The organism is Streptomyces orinoci (genome assembly GCF_003121295.1).
GTDB classification, from domain to species: domain Bacteria; phylum Actinomycetota; class Actinomycetes; order Streptomycetales; family Streptomycetaceae; genus Streptomyces; species Streptomyces orinoci.
In genome coordinates this window covers 24,984-51,400 of the sequence record NZ_PHNC01000038.1, presented here as the reverse complement: position 1 = coordinate 51,400, position 26,417 = coordinate 24,984, and the positions used below count along the sequence as shown (strand labels likewise).

22 protein-coding genes and 1 pseudogene are annotated in these 26,417 nt (G+C 71.0%); 9 read left to right on the top strand and 14 right to left on the bottom strand.

What is annotated here, in order from left to right; genetic code table 11:
• Positions 1-177: 177 nt before the first annotated feature.
• Positions 178-720 carry a DUF1707 SHOCT-like domain-containing protein gene (locus CV755_RS32605; protein WP_109284420.1) on the top strand — a complete coding sequence of 181 codons (543 nt, stop codon included), beginning with the start codon at positions 178-180 and terminating at the stop codon, positions 718-720.
• A gap of 183 nt (positions 721-903) precedes the next feature.
• Positions 904-1,425, top strand: a complete 522-nt coding sequence (locus CV755_RS32600) for an RICIN domain-containing protein (protein WP_161968782.1) — start codon at positions 904-906, stop codon at positions 1,423-1,425.
• Positions 1,426-1,606: 181 nt separating this feature from the next.
• On the opposite strand, the gene CV755_RS32595 is transcribed toward CV755_RS32600, so the two are convergent.
• The 4 genes from CV755_RS32595 to CV755_RS32580 all read right to left on the bottom strand — a co-directional run bounded on the left by CV755_RS32595 (position 1,607) and on the right by CV755_RS32580 (position 5,565).
• The gene (locus CV755_RS32595; RefSeq protein WP_109284416.1) at positions 1,607-2,641 is read right to left on the bottom strand and encodes a glycosyl hydrolase family 18 protein; all 1,035 of its coding nucleotides are present in this window, start codon (positions 2,639-2,641) and stop codon (positions 1,607-1,609) included.
• A 253-nt stretch (positions 2,642-2,894) separates the two neighbouring features.
• Positions 2,895-3,329 (bottom strand): NUDIX hydrolase, encoded by a 435-nt coding sequence (locus tag CV755_RS32590; RefSeq protein ID WP_109284415.1) that lies wholly within the window; start codon positions 3,327-3,329, stop codon positions 2,895-2,897.
• On the bottom strand, positions 3,326-4,576 hold the full coding sequence (locus CV755_RS32585) for a DegT/DnrJ/EryC1/StrS family aminotransferase (RefSeq protein WP_109284413.1): 1,251 nt from the start codon (positions 4,574-4,576) through the stop codon (positions 3,326-3,328). Before CV755_RS32585 ends, CV755_RS32590 begins: the two co-directional genes overlap by 4 nt.
• The gene (locus CV755_RS32580) at positions 4,573-5,565 is read right to left on the bottom strand and encodes a Gfo/Idh/MocA family protein (RefSeq protein ID WP_109284411.1); all 993 of its coding nucleotides are present in this window, start codon (positions 5,563-5,565) and stop codon (positions 4,573-4,575) included. The genes CV755_RS32585 and CV755_RS32580 overlap by 4 nt, the downstream gene beginning before the upstream one ends.
• A gap of 156 nt (positions 5,566-5,721) precedes the next feature.
• Between CV755_RS32580 and CV755_RS32575 the strand changes: the two genes are divergently transcribed.
• A complete protein-coding gene (locus tag CV755_RS32575; RefSeq protein WP_109284409.1) occupies positions 5,722-7,038 on the top strand; it encodes a helix-turn-helix transcriptional regulator in 1,317 nt (438 codons plus the stop codon).
• Positions 7,039-7,052: 14 nt separating this feature from the next.
• On the opposite strand, the gene CV755_RS32570 is transcribed toward CV755_RS32575, so the two are convergent.
• The gene (locus tag CV755_RS32570; RefSeq protein ID WP_109284408.1) at positions 7,053-7,982 is read right to left on the bottom strand and encodes a GNAT family N-acetyltransferase; all 930 of its coding nucleotides are present in this window, start codon (positions 7,980-7,982) and stop codon (positions 7,053-7,055) included.
• Between the two features lie 189 nt (positions 7,983-8,171).
• Here CV755_RS32570 and asnB point away from each other — a divergent pair, with 189 nt between their 5' ends.
• The 3 genes from asnB (at position 8,172) to CV755_RS32555 (ending at position 11,955) form a co-directional block, all read left to right on the top strand.
• Positions 8,172-10,025 carry an asparagine synthase (glutamine-hydrolyzing) gene (asnB, locus tag CV755_RS32565; protein ID WP_109284406.1) on the top strand — a complete coding sequence of 618 codons (1,854 nt, stop codon included), beginning with the start codon at positions 8,172-8,174 and terminating at the stop codon, positions 10,023-10,025.
• Between the two features lie 36 nt (positions 10,026-10,061).
• Positions 10,062-10,484 carry a GntR family transcriptional regulator gene (locus CV755_RS32560; RefSeq protein ID WP_422070627.1) on the top strand — a complete coding sequence of 141 codons (423 nt, stop codon included), beginning with the start codon at positions 10,062-10,064 and terminating at the stop codon, positions 10,482-10,484.
• 91 nt (positions 10,485-10,575) lie between these two features.
• Complete coding sequence (locus CV755_RS32555; protein ID WP_109284402.1) at positions 10,576-11,955, top strand: GH39 family glycosyl hydrolase; 1,380 nt, start codon at positions 10,576-10,578, stop codon at positions 11,953-11,955.
• A gap of 89 nt (positions 11,956-12,044) precedes the next feature.
• Here the strand turns inward: CV755_RS32555 and CV755_RS32550 are convergent, their stop codons facing one another.
• The 6 genes from CV755_RS32550 to CV755_RS32525 form a co-directional block, all read right to left on the bottom strand.
• A complete protein-coding gene (locus CV755_RS32550) occupies positions 12,045-15,593 on the bottom strand; it encodes a lipopolysaccharide biosynthesis protein (protein ID WP_422070626.1) in 3,549 nt (1,182 codons plus the stop codon).
• Positions 15,586-16,398 carry a polysaccharide deacetylase family protein gene (locus CV755_RS32545; protein ID WP_109284400.1) on the bottom strand — a complete coding sequence of 271 codons (813 nt, stop codon included), beginning with the start codon at positions 16,396-16,398 and terminating at the stop codon, positions 15,586-15,588. The genes CV755_RS32550 and CV755_RS32545 overlap by 8 nt, the downstream gene beginning before the upstream one ends.
• Positions 16,395-17,369 carry a glycosyltransferase family 2 protein gene (locus CV755_RS32540; RefSeq protein WP_109284398.1) on the bottom strand — a complete coding sequence of 325 codons (975 nt, stop codon included), beginning with the start codon at positions 17,367-17,369 and terminating at the stop codon, positions 16,395-16,397. The genes CV755_RS32545 and CV755_RS32540 overlap by 4 nt, the downstream gene beginning before the upstream one ends.
• The gene (locus CV755_RS32535; RefSeq protein WP_109284396.1) at positions 17,366-18,217 is read right to left on the bottom strand and encodes a glycosyltransferase family 2 protein; all 852 of its coding nucleotides are present in this window, start codon (positions 18,215-18,217) and stop codon (positions 17,366-17,368) included. The genes CV755_RS32540 and CV755_RS32535 overlap by 4 nt, the downstream gene beginning before the upstream one ends.
• Before the next feature lie 420 nt (positions 18,218-18,637).
• Positions 18,638-19,732 (bottom strand): GNAT family N-acetyltransferase, encoded by a 1,095-nt coding sequence (locus CV755_RS32530; RefSeq protein ID WP_109284394.1) that lies wholly within the window; start codon positions 19,730-19,732, stop codon positions 18,638-18,640.
• A 10-nt stretch (positions 19,733-19,742) separates the two neighbouring features.
• Positions 19,743-20,249, bottom strand: a complete 507-nt coding sequence (locus tag CV755_RS32525) for a hypothetical protein (protein ID WP_109284509.1) — start codon at positions 20,247-20,249, stop codon at positions 19,743-19,745.
• A gap of 322 nt (positions 20,250-20,571) precedes the next feature.
• On the opposite strand from CV755_RS32525, the gene CV755_RS32520 reads away from it, so the two are divergent.
• A complete protein-coding gene (locus CV755_RS32520; RefSeq protein ID WP_109284392.1) occupies positions 20,572-21,378 on the top strand; it encodes an SGNH/GDSL hydrolase family protein in 807 nt (268 codons plus the stop codon).
• Between the two features lie 90 nt (positions 21,379-21,468).
• On the opposite strand, the gene CV755_RS32515 is transcribed toward CV755_RS32520, so the two are convergent.
• The gene (locus CV755_RS32515) at positions 21,469-23,046 is read right to left on the bottom strand and encodes a serine/threonine-protein kinase (protein ID WP_109284390.1); all 1,578 of its coding nucleotides are present in this window, start codon (positions 23,044-23,046) and stop codon (positions 21,469-21,471) included.
• A 240-nt stretch (positions 23,047-23,286) separates the two neighbouring features.
• On the opposite strand from CV755_RS32515, the gene CV755_RS32510 reads away from it, so the two are divergent.
• The gene (locus tag CV755_RS32510) at positions 23,287-23,550 is read left to right on the top strand and encodes a hypothetical protein (protein WP_109284388.1); all 264 of its coding nucleotides are present in this window, start codon (positions 23,287-23,289) and stop codon (positions 23,548-23,550) included.
• A 54-nt stretch (positions 23,551-23,604) separates the two neighbouring features.
• Here the strand turns inward: CV755_RS32510 and CV755_RS32505 are convergent, their stop codons facing one another.
• Entirely contained in the window at positions 23,605-24,354 is a 750-nt protein-coding gene (locus CV755_RS32505; protein ID WP_109284386.1) for a GntR family transcriptional regulator, read from the bottom strand.
• A 9-nt stretch (positions 24,355-24,363) separates the two neighbouring features.
• A complete protein-coding gene (gene hmgA, locus CV755_RS32500; protein ID WP_109284384.1) occupies positions 24,364-25,689 on the bottom strand; it encodes a homogentisate 1,2-dioxygenase in 1,326 nt (441 codons plus the stop codon).
• Positions 25,690-25,844: 155 nt separating this feature from the next.
• Between hmgA and CV755_RS32495 the strand changes: the two are divergent.
• A pseudogene (locus CV755_RS32495) lies at positions 25,845-26,273 on the top strand (aldehyde dehydrogenase family protein); the annotation flags it as partial.
• Between the last annotated feature and the right edge of the window lie 144 nt (positions 26,274-26,417).

Below are 26,417 nucleotides of genomic sequence, written 5' to 3'. Positions count from 1 at the left end.
GCGACAACGGCCAGCACGCCGACCGGAACGACAACCGCCAGAACCCATCCGGGCATGCGAGCAGGTTACCGCTGACACCCGGCACAGGTGGGGCGCTCCCTATCCGAACCGGCAATCTGCGCGCATCAACGGGGACTTGGGGGCGCCGGGTCCTCGGCAAACGCTTAGAGTGAGACGGTGAGTTCTCTGCCGGAAGACCGGACGCCGCTGGTCGGCGATGACGACCGTGACAGGGCGGTGGAGCGCCTCCAGCAGGCGTACACCGAAGGGCGCCTCTCGCACGAGGAGATGGAGGAGCGCCTGCAACAGGCGCTCACCGCCAAGACGGAGAGCGAACTGGGGCGGGCGCTGGCCTCCTTGCCGGCGGAGCGGGTGGGAACCACGGCCACCATCGCCGCCGCGAGCGGACGGATCTCCCGGCGGGGCGCCTGGCAGGTACCCCGGAACCTCAAGGTCACCTCCGCCTGCGGCAGGGTGCGGCTGGATCTCTCCCGGGCGGTCTTCGAGGACTCGGTCGTGGACATAGAGCTGCAACTCGGCACGGGCAGAGCCAGTATCACGGTGCCCCGGGACGCGGTGGTCGATGTCGGGGGACTGCGCACCGGGTGGAAGGACCTGCACTACCGGCCCGCCCGGCACCCCGGCTCCGGCGGCCCGGTGATCCGCATCTCCGGAGCCATGGGCTTCGGCCGCCTGAAAATCCGCCACGCCCGGCACTGAGGGTGCGCGGGCCCTTGATACCACATCTGATTGATCCCGAAGTAGTCATACTGCAGAGGTTTACCTTCGATCTCAACCACGGGCGTGACCACAGTAACTCCCGGCGCTTCTATGGTGACTGGCACACGGATCGCTCCAGCCGTAGCACAGCCAACCTGCCCGTCACCAGAATCAGGAGAAGCCATGGCGTCACCTTTGCGAAAGGTCTGCGCGGCGGCAACAGCCTCTCTCGTAGCGCTCGGTATCGCAGGAATCAGCTCTGTTGCCCCGGCGAGCGCGGCACCAACCCGGTTTTTCATGGAGGTGTACAGCTCCCACAAATGCCTGGAGGACCACGGCTGGGCGACCGGCGCGGGCGCGAAGGTTGACCAGTGGGCATGCGTGCGGCAGAACAACGAGCTGTGGACGCGGACGCAGAAGGGTGACTACTTCCAGTTCAAGAACGTGCACAGCGGCATGTGCCTGAACGTGTCCGGGAACAGCAAGAAGAAATACGCCCACATCATTCAGTGGCCTTGCAGTTCGGCCGGCAACGAGTGGTGGTCCGCAAAGGAGATCGGCAGCGGATACTACGAGTTCAAGAGCAAGAGCAGCGGCCTGTGCATGAACATCGCGGGAAACAGCGGCAGCAACGGTGCCCTGCTCATCCAGTACCCATGTGGTACGGGTTTCCCCAATGAGTGGATCACCTCGGTTCCCGTTTAAACCCTTGGCGATTGTCGCACCGCTCAGGACATGAGGTGAGCGGCCGGGCGCCTTGTCCCCCGGCCGTTCTGCCTGCCACTTCCGCTCGCCGAGATTTTTGCGGGCGTAAGCGGTGCGCCAATTCCTGGCTCCACAGCCTCACCTGAAGATCCGAACTCGGCACACGCCCTTAAAACGCGGCCTACCCCCTGAGCACATCCCATAGCCCCGCCTCCTCAAAGCCCAGAGCCCACAAGCCCGTTCCGCGCACCCCCCACTTGTGCAGCACCGCCAAGTGCGCTGCCGTGCCGCGGGCGTCCTGGTACCAGACCTCGTGGCGGTGGCCGGCCGCATCCGGGTAGGCGAAATGCGGGGTGGCGGAGGCGGCGTCGAACTCATAGGGCACGCCCTTGGTGCGGCGGAGGGTCTCCGCCTCCAGGCAAGTGACATGGGACGCGCGGGTGTTGGAGCCGACCGTCCAGTCCCAGCCATAGGCGGGCAGCGCGACCTCCAGCTTCTCGCGTGGCACCGTGCCCACCGCATAGCGGAGAAACTGCTCGTACCAGGTGACCGAGGACAACGGGCCGGGCTGGGCAAGGGCGTTGTGCAGGTTGTAGCCCATGATGCGGAGATGGTCGGCGACCTTGCCGAGGTAGGGGTAGTCATAGACGAGCGGCCGGCCGGAGATCTGCGGCATTACGGTCACCACGCACTGCTGGTGGCGGGCGTGCAGGCGCTTGCAGAGGTCGCCCATCAGCGCGTTGTAGCCGGTCCGTACGCGCTCCAGCAGCCCGGGGTCCTTGGTCTCCGTCATCCGCTCGTAGTCCAGGTCCAGGCCCTGGTACGCGCCGGACTCCGCGATGCGCAGCAGGGCGTCCGTGTGGCGGGACCGCTGGGCCGGGTCGCCGAGGAGGGCGGCCATGGCGGGGGCGTCGGGGGTCTCCACCACCGTGGGGACGACCTTGACCCCCTTGCCGTGCAGGCCGTCGATGATCTGCCGGTCGCCCGCGCCGGAGTAGCCGGTGATGGTGGTGGCCGAGCTCGCCTCGTACCAGAAGGGGCTGACCGTGTGCAGCTGATCCGCATGCCGGAGGGCGTCGTCATAGGCCGCCTTGGTGCCCCAGTAGGGCAGCCAGGCGGAGGTGGTACGAGTCGCGGCGGGGGCGGTACGGGCGGTACCGGCGGTGAGCAGGCAGGTCGTCAGGGAGAGGGCGATGAGGAGGACGAGGGATCTCATATGCCGACCTTCACCCGGCAGTGGCGCGGGCGCTCGCGCCAGGGCGCCGGACGGGTCAGGAGCGGCTGGTGCCAGGGGCGGGCCAGCCGCTCCCGGTAGGAGACGGGGGTGGTGGCCGCGTCGCCCGGCTCGTCCTGGAAGATCTCCAGGCCCAGTGCGTAGAGCGGGCGGGGGTCGGTGGCGAAGTCGGTGAATCGGTGGAGGGGGCGGATCTCCAGTTGATTGGGAGGCGGGCCGTACGGCTGGGGCCGGATCAGCGGGTGATCAGATGGCGGACCGCATTGCTGACCGGGGGCAGGTCACCGGGGTGGGCCCACTGGTGGGCGTCGTGCTCGGCGAGGACGACCGGTTCGCTCGTGCGGACGGTGACGGCGAAGTTGAACTGGCGGGTGGTGCCGCCGCGGCTGTTGGCGTAGTCGAAGTGGCCGACGTAGTCGTTGACCGCCTCGATCGTCAGGCCGGTCTCTTCGGTGGTCTCCCGGTGGAGGGCTTCGAGGATGGTCTCGCCCTTCTCGACCTTGCCGGAGGGGATCTCCCACAGGCCGCCCATGAAGTCGTCCGGCTTGCGCCGCAGGAGCAGGATCCGGTCGCCATTGTTGACGACGGCACCGGCCACGAACCCGGTGATGCCGTCTGCCTGGGCACCGTTGACCAGGCCGGCCAGGAAGTCGGGGGAGGTCACGGTCATGACAGCAGCTCCTTGTGGCGGTCGCTCACCTTGGTGGCCGCGCGCACGTACTGCTCGGCCAGTGCGAGATCCTGCTCACGGTGCCAGACCGGGAGCTTGATCGTGTGCCGGTAGGCGTGCTCGGCGATGGGAAAGGAGCCGGGCGGGTATTGCCGGTGCTGGTGCGAGCAGCCGGGGAACAGCAGGCCGGGGTGCTGATAGAGCGGCAGCTCGTGCAGAGGGCAGGTGGAGCCGGGCCGGTCGAACTCGCTGGCGCCCTCAGCCAGCAGAGCCTCGTGGAATCGCTCAATCGGCAGGCCACCCAGCTCGTCGGGCCGGTAGGTGAGCGTCAACCCGTACCAGGACGGCACCACTCCTTCGGTCACCGGCGTGACCTCCAGGCCGGGGACCCGGGTGAACTCTTCGGTGAGGTGGCGGGCGATCTCGGCGCGGCCGGCGAGGTAGCCGTCCAGGCGGTGGAGCTGGTCGAAGGCGAGGGCTGCGGCGAGCGGGTGGATGCGGAGCTTGAGGCCGGAGCCGGTGACCGCGTACCTGGCGAGCGGATGGCCGGGCGGGATCTCGGACTTGCACCGTTTGTTGTAGTGGGCGAACGTCAGCACGCGGTAGTACGTGTCGTCGTCGTTGGTCAGCACGAACCCGCCTTCGCCGCCGGATAGCGGCTTGGGGCCGTTGAGAGAGAACGCGGAGGCCAGGCCGAAGGTGCCGACCTTCTTCCCATGGATGTCGGCGCCGTGGGCGTGGGAGCCGTCCTCCAGCAGAATCAGGTCGTGTGCGTCGGCGATCGTGGCCAGACGCCCCATGTCGGCGGGACGGCCCCACAGGTGGGTGACCATCAGCGCGCGGGTGCGCGGGGTGATCAGCTCCTCGACGTGGTCGGGGTCGATATTGCCGTCTGGCCGGGTCTCGCACAGCACCGGCACCGCGCCCAGGTGGAACAGCGGTGAGGCGGTGGCGTGGAAGGTCCAGGCGGGCACGATCACCTCGTCGCCGGCCTTGATGCGGGTGGCGTAAATGGCGTGCAGGGCGGCGGTGCCGGAGCTGGTGGTGATGGCGTGGCGGGCGCGGAAGTATGCCTTGAGGCCGTCCTCCAGTTCGGCGACGATGCCGGACCGGCCGGGGATGGAGACGGCGGTGTCGAGTTGGGCGGCGACCTTGGCGCGGGTGTTGTCGTCGATCAGTGGCCAGGTGAAGTGCGGGCCCAAAGCGGTCACTTCAGGATGGCCGCCGAGCAGCGCGAGCGTCGTCACAGCAACTCCTTGGGGTCGATGTAGCGTCCGGCCGTCTTGGACTCGTAGCAGGAGGCGATGAAGGCGGCGTGGGCGAGGTGCTGCTCGGGGCCGGAGGTGTTGGGGCGTTCGCCGTCCAGGACCCGGCAGAAGTGGTCGATCTGCGCGGTGGCGGCGCTCGCGGGGGCGTGCGGGCGGGTCAGCTGCTCCACGACCGCGCCGGCCAGATCGAGACGTTGCACCTGGCCCTCGGCCAGCAGCAGCGAGCCACGGGTGCCGACGACGTGCAGTTTCTCGGTCTTCGGGGCCGCCCAGCGTGACAGCAGGACCGAGCCGTACATGTTGGTGCCGTAGCCGAGCTGGATGACGGCGGTGTCCTCGGCGTTGTAGCCGGCGTCCGGAACCGCGGTGGCGGAGAACTCGGCGAGGATGCGGCTGGGCAGGCCGAAGTACCACAGCAGCAGGTCGATCAGGTGGTAGCCCATGTCGATGATGCAGCCGCCGCCGGCCTGCTTGACGTCTCCACGCCAGCCGGCGCCCGGGGTGTTGGTGTGAAAGGTGTACTGGCCGTCGATCAGGAACGGGGTGCCGATCTGGTCGAGCAGGCCCAGCACGCTGGCGTAGATCGGGTTGAACCGGCGCTGGAGGGTGACCATCAGCTCGACCTGGCCTGCCCGGCAGACATGGGCGAGCTCGCGGGCTTCGGCGGGCGAGATGGCGAACGGCTTCTCCTTCATCATGTGCACGCCCCGCTTCGCACACTGCTCGACCACGGACCGGCCCGCGTAGTGCGGGACGGCGATGATGACGAAGTCCGGCTCCACCGCGTCCAGTAGATCGCCGGAGCGGGTGAACCCGGGTACATGAAGCGTCCCCTGGCGCTCGCGCAGGGTGTCGGGGTTGTTGTCGCAGATGGCGACGAGCTCGGCCCGGGCGGAGCCGAGCAGGCCCGGCAGGTGGTCTTCGACCGCTTGGTGGCCCAGACCGATGACCGCGGCGCGTCGCTTCATGGGCAGACTCCTTCCGCTTTGTGCAGGAAGTTCTTCGGTGTGCGTCGAGTACAGCCCAACTGTCCGTCAGCAGACAGGCTTTGGCGGTAGTCCCGGGGTTGTCCCGCCCTTGCGGACGGTAGGCTCGCGGTCACCGTCGATGATGGGATTGGTGCTGTGGACGACCCGATCCGGCACCCCCTCGCCTACGCGCGCGACCTGCGCGGCTGGTCCCAGGGCGACCTCGCCGCGGTCCTCGACCGGACGGCCCGCCGCCATGGTCTGCGTTCCGGCGCCGACAAAACGGCCGTCAGCCGGTGGGAGAACTGGCGCAAGACGCCGAACCCCGAATCGCAGTTGTTGATCGCGGAAGCCTTCGACGTGCCGGTGTCGGACATGGAGGAGGCGTACGGCTGGCCCTACTGGCTGCCCGGGCGCGACGAGCCGCTGCCGCTGGGGTCCGCCTACACCGTCCAAGCACTCCACGACGCACAGAGAGCCTCCATGGACCGCCGCAGCTTCATGACGTACAGCGCCATCTCCTTGGCGGGACTCGCCGCCCAGTGGGCCCGAATCGAACCGGAACGCCTCACTTCGGCACTCGGCGGCAAGCGGGTGGATCCGGAACTGGTGGACTGGCTGGAGGAGACCAGCACAAAGCTGACGGCCCTGCCGACCGAACAGCGCCAGCACACCATTCGCCTGATGGACGCCCACCTCGCCACGGTGACCGAGCTGATCGAGGCCGGCCGCTACAACGAGGCCACCGGCCGCCGCCTGCACTTGCTCGCGGCCTCGCTCGCCACCACCTGCGGCTGGTACCGCTTCGACCATGGTCAGCACTGGGCGGCCGGCAAGCTCTGGGGCGCCGCTTTGCAGTCCGCCCACGTGGCAGGCAACCGCGACCACGGCGCCGGGGTGCTTTCGGACTTCGCCTACCAGTCGAACTGGCTGGGTGAGCCGAAGGTGTCCGTTGACCAGCTCGGATACGCCCTCTCCGGCACTCAGCACCCCACCGCCCGTTCCCTGCTCTTCCTGCGTCGGGCCCGGGCCCACGCGGCCCTCGGTGAGCGCACTGCCTGCTACCGTGACCTGTCGCAGGCCGAGGCCGCACTGGGCGTGGAGGCCACCGAACCCGCACCGGGATGGTGCGCGTGGATGAGCCCCGCCGACCTCGCTGTCGACTCGGGCCAGTGCCTGCTCGACCTCGGCCGTACCGACGAGGCCCGCGCCCGCATCACCGAAGGAATGACTCTGCTGCCGCGCGCCAGGGACAAGACGCGCGGGATCTTTCTGACCTACCAGGCCAAGGGCTACCTCAAGTCCAACGACGTCGAGCAGGCGCTCGACGTCACCGGCGAGTCGCTCGACCTGGCCACCCGGATCGGTGCCCCGCGGTGCGTCGCCCTGGTGCGCGAGCTGGCGCCGGCCTTCAAGCCCTACCGCCGGGTGGACGGCGTTGCGGAGTTCATGGAACGGCTGCGGTCGAGTTGAGCGCGATCAGCTCCTCAGCCCAGTTCGCGGGCGTAGCGCAGCTCGGTGGCCGCGGGGCGGTAGCCGAACCAGCGGTTGACCGCCAGCATGGGCGCGTTGTCCGCGTCGTTCTGGGTGAAGGCGTTGCGGCAGCCCGCGGCCCGCGCCAGGTGGAGGCTGTGGTTCTTGGCCAGCCTGGCCAGACCGCGGCCGCGGTGGGCGCGGGCGGTGCCTGTCATGCCGGAGAGGTAGCGGCCCCGGCGGTCGGTGAGGGCGGCGGTGAAGGCGACGGGGGTGCCGTCCGCGACGGCCGCGATGGACAACTTCCGGTCCAGGAGCGGCTGGTGCCAGTAGCGGGCCAGCCACTCCTGGTAGGAGAAGGGGGTGGTGGTGGCGGCCGCGTCGCCCGGCTCGTCCTGGGAGACGGCCAGGTCCAGCGCGTAGAGCGGGCGCGGGTCGGCGGCGAAGTCGGTGAAGGGGCGCAGTTCCACCCCGGGCGGCGGTTCGGCGAGCGGCGGCAGGCCGGTTCCGGTCAGGTCCAGGCCGAGGAAGTGGCCGGAGCGCGGTTGGCGCTGGTAGCCGCGGCGCTCGGCCCAGCCGGGGGAGTGGCCGTCGTCCAGGGCCCAGGTGAGGACGGTATGGGCGCCGAGCGAGGCCAGATGGCCCTCGGCGGCGGAGAGCAGCGCCGAGCCGGCGCCCCGGCCGGTGAAGTCCGGGTGGACACAGGGGTGGAGGAAGGCGTGGCCCGGTTCGGCGCGGTCGGTGCAGAGGCCGGTGCGGGCCATGCCCGCCACCCGGCCGTCCAGTTCCGCCACCAGCAGGCGGAAGTGCTGTCCGGCCGGGGCCTGCCCGGCCTCGGAGCGCAGGGACTCGGCGGTGAGCACCGCAAAGGGCTGGGCGGTGCGGCGGGCCTCGGTGACGGCCTCGGCGTCGGCGGGCCGGAAGTCCCGGATGGTGAGCGGCATATGGGCACGGTAGGGGGCCGACTGGCTTGATCAAAAAGGGTTTTTGACAAACGTGGGTGGTGCATACAACTTGTTGGGCGTAGCGTCGGGTTCCAACGGCCCGCCGGAACCAGCAAGCGGGCCGGGGAACGGGGGCGAGTCGCGCCCGGCGCCACACCGGGCGGTCAACCGAGAGGGGACACCGCGAAGATGTGCGGAATCACCGGATGGATCTCGTACCAGCAGGACCTCACCGCCGCCAAGGACACCCTGGACGCGATGACGCGCACCATGGTCTGCCGGGGCCCGGACGCCGGCGGCGTATGGCTGGACACCCATGCCGCGCTGGGGCACCGCAGGCTGGCCGTCATCGATATCGAGGGCGGCAAGCAGCCGATGCTGGTGGAGCGGGACGGGCGTACCCTGCTGGCCGTCACCTACAGCGGAGAGGTCTACAACTACCGTGAGCTTCGGGATGAGTTGACGGCGCGGGGGCATCGCTTCCGTACCAGCAGTGACACCGAGGTGGTGCTGCACGCCTATCTGGAGTGGGGCGAGGACTTCACCGAACGCCTCAACGGCATGTACGCCTTCGCCATCTGGGACCCGCGCACCGAGGAACTCCTGCTGGTCCGCGACCGGATGGGCATCAAGCCGCTGTACTACCACCCCACCCCGGACGGAGTGATCTTCGGCTCCGAGCAGAAGGCCATCCTGGCCCACCCCCGGGTGCGCCCCGTGGTGGACGCCGAGGGCCTGGCCGAGATCATGGGCTTCGCCAAGACCCCCGGGCACGGCGTCTACAAGGGCATTCACGAGCTGCGCCCCGGCCACACCGCGCGCATCCGCCGCTCCGGGCTGACGGTGCGCCGCTACTGGGCACTTGAGGCCAGAGAGCACACCGATGACACCAAGACCACCGTGGGGCACATCCGTGAGCTGCTGGACGACATCATCGGCCGCCAGCTGATCGCCGATGTACCGCTGTGCACCCTGCTCTCCGGCGGCCTGGACTCCTCGGCCATCACCGCGCTGGCCGCCAAGGGCCTGGCCGAGGCCGGGCAGGGACCGGTGCGCTCCTTCTCGGTGGACTTCACCGGCCACACCGACCGCTTCCGCCCGGACGCCCTGCGCTCCACCCCCGACGGTCCCTACGCCCACGCCCTGGCCGAGCATGTCCGCTCCGACCACCGGGATGTGGTGCTGGACACCGCCGCGCTGATGGACCGGGCCAACCGGGACGCCATCCTGGCCGCCCGCGACCTCCCGCTGGGCTTCGGCGACGGCGACACCTCGCTCTATCTGCTGTTCAAGGCCATCCGCGAACAGTCCACGGTCGCCCTGTCCGGAGAGTCGGCCGACGAGGTGTTCGGCGGGTACAAGTGGTTCCATGACCCGGCGGCCGTCAACTCCGGCACCTTTCCCTGGATAGCCGGCGGCGGGGCCGACACCTTCAGCCCGGACGGCAGCCTCGGCCGGACCGCCCTGCTGGGCAAGGACATCCTGGCCAAGGTGGATGTGCCGGGCTATACCGCGGCCCGCTACCACGAGGCCCTGGCCGAAGTGCCGCAGCTGGACGGGGAGACGGGCACCCAGCGGCGGATGCGCGAGATCAGCTATCTGCATCTGACCCGGTTCGTCCAGATGCTGCTGGACCGCAAGGACCGCGCCAGCATGGCCGTCGGCCTGGAGGTCCGGGTGCCCTTCTGCGACCACCGGCTGGTGGAGTACGTCTTCAACACACCCTGGTCCATGAAGACCTTCGACGGCCGGGAGAAGTCGCTGCTGCGCGCCGCCACCCGCGACCTGCTGCCCGATGTGGTGGCCGACCGGGTCAAGAGCCCCTACCCGACCACCCAGGACCCGCGCTACGCCCTGGCCCTGCGGGAGGAACTGCGCAAGGTGGCCGCCGACCAGGACTCCCCGGTACGCCCGCTGCTGGACTCCGAGGCCCTGGCCAAGGCGCTGGGCGAGGGCAGCCCGGACGCCTACCGCACCGGCGCCGAACTGGTGCTGGGCCTGGACACCTGGCTGCGTACCCGCGGCACCGAACTCCAGCTCTGACGCGGCGTCAAGCGGAGACGGACGCCACGCCGCACAATGGGCGGTGCGATCCGTTCCGTCAGCCCTTCAGCCAGGAGTAGCACCGTGCCCCTGTCCCTTTCCGTCGATCCCAACGCGCCCGAGCCGCCCTTTGAGCAGATCCGCGCCCGCATCGCCGAGCAGGCCCGCTCCGGGGCGCTGCCGGTGGGCCACAAACTGCCCACCGTGCGCGGGCTGGCCGGGGAGCTGGGGCTGGCCGCCAACACGGTGGCCAAGGCATACCGGGCACTGGAGACGGACGGGGTGATCGAGACCCGGGGCCGCAATGGCACCTTTGTGGCGGCCCCGGGCGACACCGCCGAACGGGAGGCCGCGGCGGCCGCCCAGACCTATGCCCAGCGCGCCCGGCGGCTGGGCCTGGACCGGGCGGCCGCGCTGGCCGCCGCCCAGGACGCCCTGCGGGCCGTCTACGGCGACTGAGCCCCGGCGGGGCCCGGCACCGGGTTGACCGCAGGTGAAAAGTGGGACGAAGCGCCCGCGCCCGGCAGTTGGTCCCGTTACCCTTGCGGGGATGGGACGTCACGTGGGGGGTCCGCGCACGGCACACCCGGGGCGCTGGCAGCTGACCGTGCTGCTCGGGGCGGTTTCGGCCGCCCTGGCCCTGCTGTTCGCCCTGGGCGCCGGCGGCTGGGGCACCAACGGGGGTTCTCATCCCGGCGCTTCGGGCAGGCACGGCGGCAGCGCCGGACCCGCCGCCCTGGGCTGGGGCTTCACCCACACCCAGTACAGCGCCGACCTCGGTGACGACGGCGCCCGGCAGACCGCGGCCAAGCTGCTCTCCGGGGCCGGACTGCCGCAGAACCAGCACATCATGGGCTGGGGCGCGGACAACCCCGAGCCCAGACCCGGCAGTTACAACTTCACCGACCTCGACCGGCGGGTACAGCTGATGCGCCGCACCGGCGGCACCCCGGTGCTCACCCTGTGCTGCGCCCCCGACTGGATGAAGGGCGGCGGCCCCAGCACCGACTGGTCGCAGAAGTCCCTGGAACGCGCCCCCGACCCCGCCCACTACCAGGACTTCGCCGACCTGGCCGGAGTGATCGCCAAACGCTATCCGGAGGTCCGGCACTTCATCGTCTGGAACGAGCTCAAGGGCTTCTACGACGACGGCCGCAAACGCTGGGACTACGAGGACTACACCCGGCTGTACAACCTGGTCTATGCGGCGGTCAAGAAGGAGCGCAAGGACGCCCTGGTCGGCGGGCCCTATGTGGTGATGGACAGCAACTCCCCGGGCTCGGCCTCCAACTCCTCGCCCATCCAGGGCCCCTGGGGAGTGCTGGACCAGCGCTCGGTGGACGTACTGGACTACTGGAACCGGCACAAGGCGGGCGCCGACTTCGTGGTGGTGGACGGCTCCAGCTACACCCGCCAGGGCAGCCTGCTGATCCCCGACGAGTTCCAGGCCACCACCAAGTTCGCCGATGTCACCGCCTGGCTGAAACGGGCCACCGGGCTGCCCGTCTGGTGGGCCGAGTGGTATGTCGAACCCCCCGACGCCCAGGACGAGCGCAAGGGCTGGCCGGAGGGGCGCCGGCTGGCCGTACAGGCCGTGGCCATGACCGAACTGGCCCGGGCCGGGGTGGCCACCGCCTTCTACTGGAACCCCGAGGAACAGTCCGGCACCGACTGCGCGGGCTGTCTCTGGCGCCCCACCCAACAAGCCGGTGGAGGCGGCCCCTTGCCCATGTACGACCTGCTCTCCCGGTTCGCCCGTTCCTTCCCGCCCGGCGCCGGGCTGCGTGACCCCGCCGTCTACGGCCCGGTGAAGGCCCTGGCCTCGGAGCGGGCCATGGTGGTGGTCAACACCCAGGACCGCTGGGTGAGCGCCACGGTGGACGGACACGACATCCGGCTGAGCCCCTATGAGGTGCGCTGGACGAGCTGAGGGAGCGCCCCATAGGGGCGCGGGGCGTCTGCATCATGCGGCTCCGCCGCGTGGGCGCGACCAGCCACATACAGCCCGCACCCGACGACCTACGAGAGCGTCACCAAGCGCTGCACCAACACCCCGAGTACCACCAAAAGCACCGGCATCGCAAACCAGAACGAGCTTTGCAGCCACCGCCGTTGACGCGCCCCCGGCCGCATCGCAAAGCGGGCCAGCTCGCGAGCGGTGAGCAGCACCAGAAGGAACGCGGCGGCGAGGGCACCAACCACCGTGGCGGGGGTCCAGGTGATCCGAGGACCCGGCGGGCCGGGACGGGGCGCGGGGACGGCACCCGGCGGCGGGGACTTCAGCCGGTAGAGCGCGGCATCGTCATTGGACAGCACCCGGCGCAGCTCGGGGCGGGCGTCCAGGGCCCGGCGGATGCGCCGGTCCCAGTCGGGGGCATAGCCGGCGGTGAGTTCGAGATAGGTGGACTGGCCGGTGTCCAGCATCAGATAGGAGCCGGGGCCGGCCTTGCGCAGGGCGGCCACGGTGTCGTCCAGGGCCGCCGGATCGCGGGGGGCCAGGACCGGCTGGTAGAGGACGCGTTCCATCTCCCGGGCGCCCCAGGGCATGGCGGGGGTGACATTGGTGACCGGGTCACTGCTGGGCCACAGCAGCCGGACGGTCGGCTTGTCATGGGCGTAGACATAGTTCATGGCGGCGACCTCGCCGCCCCGTACCCGTTCGAAGGGCTCATTGCCCCAACGGGCCACCAGAAAGCCGAAGATCAGCACCAGTCCGGCGCAGAAGGTGGCCAGCAGGCCGGGCAGGGTACGGGCCCGGTCGGTGCCCTTGCCGGGGAACAGGGCCAGGGCGGCCAGCACACAGGCGCCGGGCAGGGCGAACAGAAAGACCCGCAGGGCCACTTCGCCGCCGTAGGACTGCATGCCGAAGGCCAGAAAGGGGACGCAGGTCAGCACCAGCAGGGCACGGTCGGAGATCCCGGCCCGGCGGCGCCGCCACCAGCCCAGGGCGGCGAAGGCCAGCATCCCGCCGGCCAGCGCCACCCGGATGTAGAGCACCAGCTTGTGGGTGCGGCTGCCGCCGTGGATGCGGCCGGAGACCGAGGAGGAGACATTGCCGCCCAAGGAGCCCAGCCCGCCGAAGAGTTCCCGGAAGTGGCCGGACCAGTAGGGCTCGGCCAGGAACCCGATCCACACCGCCAGCAGCACCCCGCACAGCAGCGGCAGCCCACGGCAGGTGGCCCGGCGGGCCAGCACCAGGACGGTGAGCACGCCCAGCATCACAAAGGGCGTCAGCTGGTGGCTGACGGTGGAGGCGGTGAACAGGCCGATGAGCAGGGCCAGTAGCACGGTGCGGTCGGCGCGGGAGGCGGGGGCCGGATGGCGTTCGCCGGGCAGCCACCGGCCACGCGGGCCGCGCGGCGGGCGGAACCAGACCAGCAGCACGGCGGCAAAGAGCAGATAGAAAAGGTAGTTGAGGGCCTGAGGGGAGAAGTAGTCCTGGCCGACCCAGCCGCACAGGGCGAACAGCCAGAGCGCCGTCCACTTGGCGCGCCGCCCGGCCCGTACCGCCCGCAGCAGCAGCGCCAGCGGTGCCAGGCACAGCAGCTGGACGGCCAGCGGCCACCAGCGCAGCACCCCGGAGAGATCGCTCATCCCACAGGCCCGGCCGGCCAGCGCCACCAGGGCGAAGAAGCCGGGCCAGCTCCAGCGGGCGTCCAGGTCGGGGGCGGCGGTGCCATGGCGGTCGATGAAGTCCAGGAAGCCCAGATGCTGCCAGGCGGTGGGGAAGCGCGGTTGGTGCTCCAGCAGGGCGGGCACCGCGTGCAGGGACACCACGGTGGCCAGCAGTACGGCGGCCAGCAGGCGGGGGCGCGGCCGGTCCAGCCAGAGCGCCCGGACAAAGGCGGCGATCAGCAGTGCCGCGCCCAGCAGGGTGGCGGTGGGCAGTACCGAGATCAGGCCGAGGCCGCCCATGCCGTCCAGGCTGATCTCGTCCACGGTGGTCAGCGGCAGCCAGTACAGAGCCAGCGCGCCGAGCAGCAACAGCCAGCCGGCCGCCTCCGGCCCCTGCCACCAGGGGGTGCGCGGGGGAGCGGACGGCCGGGGGCCGGGCGGCGGGACGGGCGCCACCCGCCGTACGTCCGGCCGCCGTTCGGGGTGGTCGAAGTCCACTCGTACGCCCAGCGGCAGGGTGTCCGTGTCCAGGGCGGCCCGCAGGCCCAGGCGGCCCTCCGGCCGGGGCCGCTCCCGGCGGTCGCCGCTCACCGCCAGGTCCGCCAGGTCGCCGTCGGGCGCTGTGGTACCGGTGGCATGGGGCGCCGGGGCCCTGAGGACGCCACGCAGCCGGACGGCGGCGATCAGGGCGATCACCGTCAGGCTGGACACCTCCGCCACTCCCTCGCCCACCAGCCCCATGCGCGGCAGCAGCAACAGGGTCAGCCCCAGCACCAGAACACACAACAGCCCCTGGAGATAGGCCAGTCCGGCGGTCCGGCTCTGCGCCCGCAGCACCGCGAAATAGGTCTCCATCACCACCCGCAGCCCCGCCCCCACCGCGAACCAGCGCAGCAGCGGGGTGCCCGCCTGGGCGTACCCCGGGCCGAACACCCGCAGGATGTACGGCGCCAGCAGGAACAGCAGCAGACAGACCGGGATCATCAGGGTGGCCATCCGGCGCAGCGCCGCCCGGCAGTTGGCGGCCAGCCGGCCGGGGTCGTGCGAACCCTCCACGGTCAGCGAGGCGCCCATGTTGATGGCAAGCAGATTGACCGTGCCGCCGATGGTGGAGGCGATATAGAAGTAGGCGTTGTCGGCCGAGCTGACCTGGGCGGCCACCATCACCGGCACCAGGTAGACCACCGCCAGCGAGAACAGCGAGCCGGTGCAGTCACCGGCCAGGAAGCGGCCCATCTCCCGGTACGAGGCCGGCCGGGCGGAGTGCTCGGTGGCCCGGACATGGGCCGGGATCAGCCTGCGGAAGACCAGCCAGCCCAGCGGCAGCACCGAGACGGCGATGGACACCACCCAGGAGACGAACACCCCCTCGGCGGGCAGGCTCGCCGCCAGCCCCACCAGCAGGGCCAGCTTCACCGCCGAGAAGACCGTATTGCCCACCGGCACCCAGGGGGCGCTGCGCAGCCCGGTGAGCACCCCGTCCTGGAGGGTCAGCAGCGACCAGGCGACCACCGCGGCCACAAAGAACAGCTCCGGCAGCACACCGTGCAGCATCCGGTAGGACGAGCCCCAGAGGCCGAGCGTCAGCAGGAACACCCCGGCCGCCGCCGCGACCAGCAGCGAACTGACCGCATAGGTACGGAAGACCAGCCGCCCGGTGGTGGGCCCGGCCACCGGGATGAAGCGGGCCAGCGCCCCGGTGAGGGTGACCGCGGTCAGCCCGGCCAGGAACTTCATGGCGGCGATCGCCGCCGAGCCCTGGCCCACCGCGTCCTCGCTGTAGTAGCGGGCCGCCACCAGCCAGAAGCCCACCCCCAGGACGGCGCTGATCCCGGTGTTGAGCATCAGGGCGAAGGCGTTGCGGAACAGCGGACTCGGTCCCCGGGCGGTCTCCGCCCCGCCCTCCCCGGCCCGTGGTGCTCTTGCCCCGATCCGTTCGGAGGTGTCAGTCACGCGCCCCTCGTGCCCTTCCGGTCACCTGACGGCCCAGCCGGCGGCCACCGCGGACCACCGCATAACCCTTGGTCAGCGCCCGGTCGGCGGCGAACAGCCGGCCCACCGCCCGGCCCCGGAGCAGCCGCTCGAAGTCCGCCGCCGTGGTGCGGCGGCGTACCGTCACCCGGCGCAGTCCATAGGGCCCCTGGCCGGGCGCCGCCAGCGCATTGCCCACCGCCAGGGAGACCCGGTACCCGCCTTCCCGGACCGCCCGCCGCACCCGTCGGCTGGAATAGCCATAGGGGTAGGCGAAGGACACCGGGGGCCGGCCCAGCTCCTGGGCCAGTATGTCGCGGCAGTGCCGGACCTCGAACGCCAGCTCCTCGTCGGCGAGTTGATCGAGTTGCGGATGGGTGTGGCTATGGCCGCCGATCTCGGTGCCGGCCGCGGCCAGTTCACGTACCTGGTCCCAGTCCAGCATCAGGTCCAGCGCGCCGCCGGCGGCATGCTCGCCGCGCAGCCAGCCGCTGGTGACGAACAGCGTGGCGCGCAGGCCGTGTTCGGCCAGCACCGGCAGCGCATGGCGATGCACCCCCTCATAGCCGTCGTCAAAGGTGATCAGTACCGGCCGGGGCGGCAGCGGGCGCCCGGTGCGCCAGGCGGCGGCCAGCTCCCCGGCGGTGAGCGAGGTGAAGCCCAGGCCGGCCAGCACCGCCATCTGTTCGGCGAAGGCGTCGGGGGAGACCGAGAGGCCGTGCGCGGCCCGGGCCGGGGCGTACGCCACCGCGTGGTACATCAGGATCGGCAGCGGGGCCTCGCTCATACCGTCCCCCTGGTGAAGTGGCCGCCCCGGCGGCGGGTCCGGACGCTGCCCAGCAGATAGCCCCCGGTGGTGGCGGCCAGCCCGGCCACGATGGCACCGGCCCGCCCGGCCCCGCCGGGGCGGCCCAGCAGGGCGTCCCGTAGCCCCCGGGCCACCCCGGCGGGCAGTACCCGGGTGGTGTACCGGCGCTCGGCGGCCAGACCCGCCTGGGCGCCCACGCTCCGGGCCACCAGCGCCTTGGACAGGCCCTCGGCATAGGCGCGGGTGCGGAAGTAGCCGAAGCGCTCCCGGGCCGGGGGCACCCGGTGGTGGATCACCGCCCGGTCGTCGATCAGCAGCACGGCGTCCGGCACCGCCCGGGCCAGCCGGATGCACAGCTCGGTCTCCTCGCCGCCCAGCGGCAGCCGCTGCCCGTCCCGCCCGATCCCGCTGGCGAAGCCGCCCACCGCCACCAGGGCCGATCTGCGGTAGGAGGCATTGCCGCCGAGGACATTGCGCACCACCGTCCGGCCCGGCGGCAGACCCCGGTAGCTACAGCCCACCACCCAGTCGAACTCCTCCGGGAACCAGGCCGGCCGGCGCCGGGAGGCCCACACCGGCTGGGTGCGCCCGCCCACCGCCATCACCCGGGGGTCGGCATAGGCGCCGGCGAAGTGGTGCAGCCAGTCCCGCTCGGCCACCGCGTCATCGTCCAGGAAGGCGACCACCTCCCCCCGGGCCGCCGCCACCCCGGTGTTACGGCCCGAAGACAGGCCGCGCGGGCCGGAGTTGGCCAGCACCCGCACCCGCGGCTCACCCGCGAAGTGCCGGGCCAGCCGGCGCCGGAGCGCCGGATGGTGGTCCACCACCAGCAGGGTCTCCAGCGCCGGACGGGACTGGGCGGCCACCGAGGCCACCGCGGCCAGGATGTCCTGCCAGCGCTCCTCGGTGTAGACGCAGATCACCACCGAGACCCCCGGCCCGCCGCTCAAGACACCTCCCCGCTGCTGGCCGCCGGGGCGAGGGCCGGCTGCCGGTGCACCGGACGCCGCCGGCGCCCGCCGCGCTCGCGCAGGATCACCTTGAGCACCCGCAGCCCGTCCCGTACCGCGCGCAGATTGCTGGTGCCATGGATGCGGACGAACTCATGGCTGGGAATCTCCTGGACGCGCAGGCCGGCCTTGACCACTCTGATGTTCATCAGCGTCTCCACCTCGAAGCCCGCGCAGTCCAGGGCGATGTCATCGAGGACCCGCTTCCAGAACGCGTTGTAGCCGTAGCACAGATCGGTGTAACGGGCCCCGAACTTGTGGTTCACCAGGGAGCACAGCACCCGGTTGCCCAGCTTGCGGATCACCGTCATATCGTCGGTGCCACCGCCGTTGGCGAACCGCGAGCCCTTGGCGAAGTCCGCGCCGCCCACCAGCGCGGAGACATAGCTGACGATCTCGCTGCCGTCCGCCGAGCCATCGGCGTCCACCATCACAATGATCTCGCCGGTGCAGGCGGCGAAACCGGTGATCAGGGCGTCGCCCTTGCCCTTGCCGCGCTGCTCGACCACCTTGACCGAAGGGCACAGCTCCCGGGCCACCTTGACGGTGTCATCGGTGGAATTGCCGTCCACCAGGACCACTTCATGGATCCAGGCCGGCAGGGTCTTGAAGACATAGGGAAGGTTCTCCGCCTCGTTCATGGCGGGGATGACCACGCTCACCGGTGGCGCTATGGCGAACTGCTCGGTCACCGGCCGGTAGTGCCCGGCGAACTCCAGGGTCCGGCCGGAAGGCGCGCTCTCCGGTGTCCGGTCCTCATCGGCCGCCGGGCGCAGGAAGGAACTCATCAGTCAGGTATCCCTCTCGTCCGGTGGACCGCCCGCCCCCGAGCGGCCCAGGGTCTGTCCGGTTCGAAAAGGGGGTAACCCGCCACCTCCGGCCTGGATGTCAACTCCACGCCGAGCGGGACGGGTTGACGTTCTCTACCCACGCGACACGCGACTCGGCCCGCCACCGGCGGGACGAGCGCGGCACCCCCTGCCGCGCTCCGCTCCGGAACCATCGCGGCCTGCGAGCCCTCCCCGGTGCCGCATTTGACTGATGGACCGATGCGGGTAGATGTACGACGGTATTGAAGCTTCAGAGCGTATGGCAAGAGCTGAGACGGACTCTCCTCCTTTGGTGGCCTTTGTTCCAGAAGCACCATGCTCCGGGCCTCCGGCGCACGCCCCCGCCGGGCGCCCGGAGCGGTCTGCCGGCCGCGCAGGTCAGCCGCTCTGCCGAAGCCGTCCCACCTGCTTGAGCAGCCGGTCGGCCGGCTCGAAGAGAGCCGGCCGGGCGAGCACGGTGTTGCGCAGTGCGCGTACCGGCGCACGGCGCACGCGATAGCCGAGCGCTATGGGGTGACGCCTGGTCACCCACCCTTCGGAGACGATGAGTTCACGGGTCTTGAGTGAGTCCTTGTACGCCTTGTCACCACGCCCGAGGTCCAGATGCGCCAGCCCGGACTCGGCGGCCCCCCGGGCCATCCGCAGATGCAGCACCAGCCCCGGCGAGTACTTGCCGAACTGCGGGTCGTACGCCGGGAACCAGCAGGACAGCACGGTGGACGAACACAGCCCGAAGTGCGCCGCCACCGGCCGCCCGCCGGCGTAGAGCACCGACAGCAGCCCGCGGCAGGACTCCTCACGGGTGTGGAAGAGCTGGGTGACCAGGTGGGTGATCCAGGGGCGGGCAAAGCGGTCGCTGCGCCCGGTTCTTCGGTACTGGGCCGACTTCCAGGCGATCAGGGTGTCCAGTACGGCCGGGTCGCGCTCATCGTGCACATAGCGCAACTCGCCTACTTCGCGGGCGAGTTTGCGCTCCTTGGCCAGGGTGGTGCGGGTGAACTTGGGCGACTGGCGGCGCAGCGCGGCCAGATAGGAGTCATAGCCCTGCTCCACATCCATCACCGGCGAGGCGAAGGCGCCGGTGGCCCCCGCCTCAAAGGGCTTCTGGCCCTCCACCAGATGGTCGAACTCCCAGATGGACAGCCCGCAGGAGTGCAGCAACTCCCGTGCGTCCCACTGGAATCCGGGCCGGTGCACCACCCCCTGGGCATCCGAGACACCGAGGCCGACGGCCCGCCCCACCCCCAACGCGGTGCGCTGGTAGGGGAAGAAGGCCACCGGGGCGCCCTCCTCGCGGACCACCGCTATCCGTACTCCGCGCCGGCAGCGGCCGACCGCCAGCGCGAACTGTGGGGCCAGAAAGGGATTGGCCAGCTGGGGCGAACCCTCCGCCGCTGCCCGCGCCTGCAGCGCCGCCCAGGCCACACGGTCGGCCGCCGTGAGCTCCCCGGGGCGGTGCACACGGATGTCCACGTCCGTGCCCTCAGGTCCCGCTCCGGCAGGTCCCGCGCCGGCCGCGGCGCAGCTGCCGGTGGGCGTGGGCCAGCAGAAAGAGCAGCAGACTGACCGCGCCCACGGCGGCCACCCCACCCCGGACTGACCACAGGTGCAGCGCCAGCATGGTCTGGGCGGTCAGCAGATCGACCACCACCGCCCCGCCGGTGGCCACCACCGACCGGCTCAGCGGGTCCAGCCCGCGCAGCGCCGCGGCCACCGCGCAGGCGGGTGCCACCAGCAGGAAGAACAGAGTGAAGGGTGCGCGCAGCGGAAAGCCGATATCGGCCAGCGCCAGGACGGCGCCCACCGCGGCGATGGCCATGGCGACGCCCGCCACCACCGGCAGCGAATCTCCCGCCCCTGATGGCCGGCGGCCCTGCCCGCTTCCGGCGGGTCCGGCCGGATCCTCCCGGCCGTCGATGCCCTCGAGTCCGCCGTCGAATCCGCTGTCGAGTCCCCCGTTGAGTCCACTGAGATCGCTGAAGCTCTGCATTGGCGACTTAGCCCCCCGAAGCGCCGGATGCCGGGCTTCAATGTCGCGCAATGGGCGGATGCGCGTCAAGGTGTGAAGGCTGTGCGAAAAGCCTCCGGCGCGCCGGACCGGCACTCAAGCGGAGGGTTTCCGTCAAGCGAACGGAAGGTCACTCCGATGTGTCGTCAACTTCCGTACACAGTAACGCTCTTATGGGTGTTTCTTCTGTGACGCCCAACGCTCACCGGGGTGACCGCTGCCTGCAAACTTGACATGGACACTTCCTGAGAGGGGAGGTCACTGCTACCACGGTGGTGGCAGAAACCCTGCTAGGGAGGTTTCCATGCAATTGTCCCGTATCACGGGTTTTCTATCGGCTGCCGCTCTCACCCTCACCGTCACCCTGGGCGTCGCCACCAACGCCCAGGCCGCCCCGGCGAGTTCCGGGCCGGCCTATGTGGCCATGGGGGACTCCTATTCCTCGGGAGTGGGCTCCGGTTCCTACGACTCCGCCAGCGGCAGCTGTAAACGCAGCACCAGGGCGTATCCCGCGCTCTGGGCCGCCGCCCACGCGCCCTCCGGCTTCGCCTTCGTCGCCTGCTCCGGCGCGCGCACCGGCGATGTGCTCGACCAGCAGATCGGCTCGCTCGGTCCGGACACCCGGCTGGTCAGCCTGACCATCGGCGGCAACGACGCCGGCTTCGGCGACACCATGAAGAGCTGTGTGCTGGGCAGCGACAGCTCCTGCCTGGACCGGATCGGCCAGGCCACCGCCTATATCCAGGACCAGCTGCCCGGGCGGCTGGACGACGTCTACTCCGCCATCGGCGACAAGGCACCCGACGCCCGGGTGGTGGTGCTGGGCTATCCCCGGCTCTACCGGCTGGGCGGAGTCTGTCTGGGGCTGAGCGACACCAAGAGACGCGCCCTGAACGACGCGGCCGATCTGCTGGACTCGGTGATCGCCAAGCGGGCCGCCGACCACGGCTTCGACTACGGGGACGTGGCGGCGGCCTTCGCCGGTCATGAGCTGTGTTCCGGCAGCCCCTGGCTGCACAGTGTGTCCTGGCCGGTGGACGAGTCCTACCACCCGACGGCGGCCGGGCAGTCGGGAGGGTATCTGCCGGTACTCACCTCAGCGGCGGGGTGAGCGCCCCATAGGGGCGCGGGGCGGGTTCATATGCGGCTCCGCCACGTGGGCGCGACCAGCCACGAACGCCCCGCACTCTGACGGAGCGCCTCAGTAAGAACTGGAGGGGGCGCTGGGCGCGGCCGTGGACGCGCTCCGGCAAGTGATCGTGAACCGCACATGGTTGGACGTCACCTTGCCGGGGCTCCGCACCTCCACGGCCATCCAGTCGTGCCCCGGGTCCCCCGCCCCCCGGCCCGTCTCCGTGTACCGCACGCTCACCGCCCCCGACTCGCCCAGGGAGACCGTCCGCCACCCGCCGTCCGCCACCTTCCCGCTGCCGCTGATCCAGCGGTAGACCACCTTGGCCGGGGTGCGGTCCACGGTGATGGCCGCCGTGAAGGACGGGGCCCGGTCGTCCGGCACCGGGCAGGGTCCTGAGTAGTGGTCCCGCTCCGGCGTCACCTCGGCCCGAACCGCGTAGCCGGAAGGTGAAGGGGAAGCGGAGGGCGGCGGCGCCGGGTTGCCGCCGCCCTTGGTGGTGTGCCCGGCCGAGGGCCGGGCGGGCGGCGGCGCTCCCCGGTCCTCGCCGGTGCTGCTGCCGCCGCCGTGCGCCGAGGAGCCGCCGCCCGAACCGGCCCGGTCGGCCAGGGCCCAGGCCAGCGCGGCGATCGCCAGCAGCGCCAGCACCGCGGCGGTCACCACAAAGGCCAACGGCCGCCGGTTACGGCCCTGTTCGCCGGTGGTGCCGGTGCCGCCCGGGCCGGGCGGCGGGGGAGCGGCCCGGGCCGCGGGCACCGCCGTCTCGCCCGGCGGGGGCGCGCTGACGGTGGGGGTGTAGGCGGCGGCCGGGTGCGGGGTGCCCCCGGCGGCCACCGTGTGCAGCATCCGCTCGGCCTCGTCCGCGCTCATCCGCCGCGCCGGGTCCTTGCGCAGCAGCCCCGCGATGACGGGGGCCAGCGCCCCGGCCCGGGACGGGGGCGGCAGCTCCTGGTCCACCACGGCCCGCAGGGTGCTCAACGGGGTGTCCTGGCGGAACGGGGAGTGGCCCTCCACGGCCGCGTAGAGCGTCACCCCCAGCGACCACAGGTCCGACTCCGGGCCCGGCGGGCGGCCCAGCACCCGCTCCGGGGCGAGGAACTCGGGGGAGCCCACCAGCTGGCCGGTGACGGTCAGGGCGGCATTGCCCTCCACCACGGCGATGCCGAAGTCGGTGAGCACCACCCGGCCGTTGCTCGCCATCAGGACATTGGCGGGCTTGACATCCCGGTGCAGCACCCCCACCGCGTGCGCTGCGCGCAGCGCGGCCAGCACCTCCACGCCGACATGGGCGGCCCGGACGGGGCCGACCGGTCCCTCGGCCTCCAGGAGGTCGGCGAAGGACATGCCCCGCACCAGTTCCATCACAATCCAGGGCCGGCCGTCCTCACTTACCACATCGTGCACGGTGACCACATTGCGATGGGAGATACGGGCCGCGGCGCGCGCCTCGCGCTCCAGGCGCGCGTACAGCAGCCGCACTTCACCTTCCGGCAGTCCGGCCGGCGCCCTTACCTCCTTGACCGCCACCTCGCGGCCCAGAATCTCGTCCCAGGCGCGCCATACCACGCCCATGCCGCCCCGGCCCAGTTGGTCGCGCAGCCGGTAACGGCCCGCCAGCACCCGCCCGCCGTCGAAGGCGCCGCTCATGCAAGCACCCCTCCCCCCGAGAGAGCGATTCCGGGTGAATGTACCGCAACGGAGCGTGATTGCCACCGCCTTCGTACCCTATTGTCCGACTCAACTGATGCCCGGGTACGGCCGGTTCGCGCCATTGGCGTCAACACCCTTGACGGGGTGGTGAATCCGACCCGCCGATGCGCGGGTGACGCGATGGGGCGATAGGGTTACCCTGCCTTGGCCGGGTGCCTCGTACGGGTGGGGAGTCTCATGGAACAGATAGCAATGCGCAGCAGGCCGCGAGTGCCTGCCATCAACTACGGGAGCAGCGCCTCCAGCGCGCGCCTGGACCGTCATCTGGCGGTGCTCGGCGGCCCCGCGCTGCCACAGCGCGAGGTGGAGGGCGCCACCACGCTGATGCGCGAGCTCACCACGCGTGACCACGCCCGCACGGAGTCCCGTGGCACCGCGCGGGTCTCGCTGTTCGCTCCGCTGCGTCGGCTGCGCCGCTCGCTGTTCGGCGGCCGCTCCTAAACCCCGGTCCACCCGTACCAGGCACCACTCCCGCACCCCTGCCGGCGGATTCGCTCAGTGCGCGTCCAGGGTGACCGTGAAGGAGAAACGGTCACCTCGGTAGCGGATACGGGCGACGTCCACCACCCGGCCGTCCTCGTCATAGGTGATGCCCGTGTAGTGCAGGATCGGGCTGAGCAGCGGTACTTGGAGCAGCCGGACGGTCTCCGGGTCGGCCAGCCTCGCCTCCACGGTGTCCGTGATCCGGCTGATGCGCACCCCCACCACATCGCGCAGCACCTTGGTCATCGGCCAGCGGGCGAGGTCGGCCGGCCGGATGTGTGCGGCCAGTTCGGGACGTACCAGGTTCTCGGCCCAGTTGGTGGGCTCGCCGGAGCCCTCCTCCGAGCGCAGTCTGCGGAAGGCGACCGCCTCGGTCAGATCCGGGAAGTGCTCGGCCAGTTCGGCGGGCACCGGGGCCGGGCCATGCCCCAGGACGGTGGTGTGCTCGCCGGACTGCTGGGCCACAATGGTGTCCACCGAGCCGAGCAGCCGCACCGGTGAGGTGCGCCGGGCGCTCGGCTCGATAAAGGTGCCCCTTCTGCGGTGCCGGGTGATCAGCCCCTCCGCCTCCAGCTCCTTGAGTGCCTGGCGCATCGTCAGCACGCTGACCCCGTAGTGCTCCGCCAGCGCCTCCTCGGTGGGCAGGCGCAGTGAGTCGTCCGGCCGGCGCCCGAGTATGGACGCACGCAAGGACTGTGACACCTGGTACCACAGCGGCAGTTTGCGGTTGAGGGTCAGGGAGTCGGGGGCGAAGGCGGTCAACTGGGCTCCCTAGGACGCGAAGTGGCGCTCCAGACCCTGCCACACCCCGTCATAGCCCCGCTGCAGGTGCTCGGCGCGGGCGGCGTGCGGGGTGAGGGCGATGGGCCAGCGGGTCTCGAACATAAAGGCAAGCCCGTCGTCCACCTTCTGCGGCTTGAGCTCGGCCGCGCTGGCCTTGTCGAAGGTCTCCCGGTCCGGGCCGTGTGCCGACATCATGTTGTGCAGCGAGCCGCCGCCCGGGACAAAGCCCTCGGCCTTGGCGTCATAGGCGCCCTCGATCAGGCCCATGTACTCGCTCATCACATTGCGGTGGAAGTACGGCGGCCGGAAGGTGTCCTCGCCCACCAGCCAGCGCGGGGCGAACACCACAAAGTCCACACCCGCCAGGCCCGGGGTGTCCGAGGGCGAGGTGAGCACGGTGAAGATGGACGGGTCCGGGTGGTCATAGCTGATGGTGCCCAGCACATTGAACCGGCGCAGATCGTAGACATAGGGCACATGGTTGCCATGCCAGGCCACCACATCCAGCGGGGAGTGGTCATAGGTGGCCGACCAGAGGTTGCCGCAGTACTTGTTGACCACCTCCACCGGGCCCTCGGTCTCCTCATAGGCGGCCACCGGAGCCAGGAAGTCCCGGGGATTCGCCAGGCCGTTGGCCCCGATCGGGCCCAGGTCGGGCAGCACAAAGGGCTGGCCGTAGTTCTCGCAGACATAGCCGCGGACCAGGGGGTCCAGCAGCTCCACCCGGAAGCGCACCCCGCGCGGGATCAGCGCCACCTGGCCCGGTTCGGCGCGCAGCAGGCCCAGTTCGGTGCGCAGCAGCAGCCCGCCGGCCTGGGGGACGATCAGCAGTTCACCGTCGGAGTCGCCGAACACCCGGTCGCGCATGGAGGAGTTGGCGGCATAGAGGTGGACGGCCATTCCGGTGCGCTGGGCGGCATCGCCATTGCCGCCCAGGGTCCACAGCCCGGCCAGGAAGTCGGTGCCCTCCGGGGGCTCGGGCAGCGGGTTCCAGCGCAGCCGGTTGGGGTCATGGACGGTCTCGGTGAAGGGTGCGCCGCGCAGGGCGCCGTTGTCGATCCGGGTGAACGGCGGGTGCGCCGCCGAGGGCCGGATGCGATACAGCCAGGACCTGCGGTTGTTGTGCCGGGGCTCGGTGAAGGCGCTGCCGCTGAGCTGTTCCGCGTAGAGCCCCAGGGGCGCCCGCTGGGGCGAGTTGCGCCCCTGCGGCAGCGCGCCGGGGACGGCCTCGCTGCTGTGCTCGTTGCCGAAGCCGGACGCGTAGGCCAGGCTTTCCGCCGTTTTGCGTGCCTGCTCGTGGTCCATGCCGGTCATCGTTTGTCTCCCGCCGCCGCTGGATTCCTATGGATGACCGTAGGATTCCTTGCGCGGTGGCGTCAACGGGTCGGTCCCGGGTCCCCTGGCGGGGCCGGGGCACCGGGGCTAGGTTGATCGGATACCTGTACGGCACAGCGAGGGAGCGGTTTGTTGTGATCGCGCACGACGGGATGTTCATCGACGGCGACTGGCGGCCGGGCGCCGCCACCGGCACGATCGAGGTGGTCAACCCCGCCGACGAGCAGGTGATCGGCACCGTTCCGGCCGGCGGGGCCGAGGAGGTGGACGCCGCGGTACGGGCCGCGCGGGCCGCCCTGCCCGGCTGGTCGGCCACCGCCCCGGCCCGGCGGGCCGAACTGCTGGCCGCGCTGGCCGGCCAACTCGCCGATCGCCAGGAGGAGATGGCCGCCACCATCACCGCCGAACTGGGCGCGCCCATCGGCTTCTCCCGGCGGGTGCAGGCCGGTCTGCCGGTGGCGGTGACGCGCTCCTATGCCGAACTGGCCGCCGAGTTCGCCTTCGAGGAGCGGATCGGCACCTCCCTTGTCTGCCAGGAGCCCATTGGGGTGGTGGCCGCCATCAGGACCTAGCCAGGGGGCGCCCCGCTTTAGCGGGGTGGGGAATGGCTTCTGATCCCTGCTCTGACCTCAACTGGGTGCATGGATCCGCACTGTTCACCTGAGCCCACTTCTCTGTCGCAATTAGACATGCGGCGCGTGTATAGT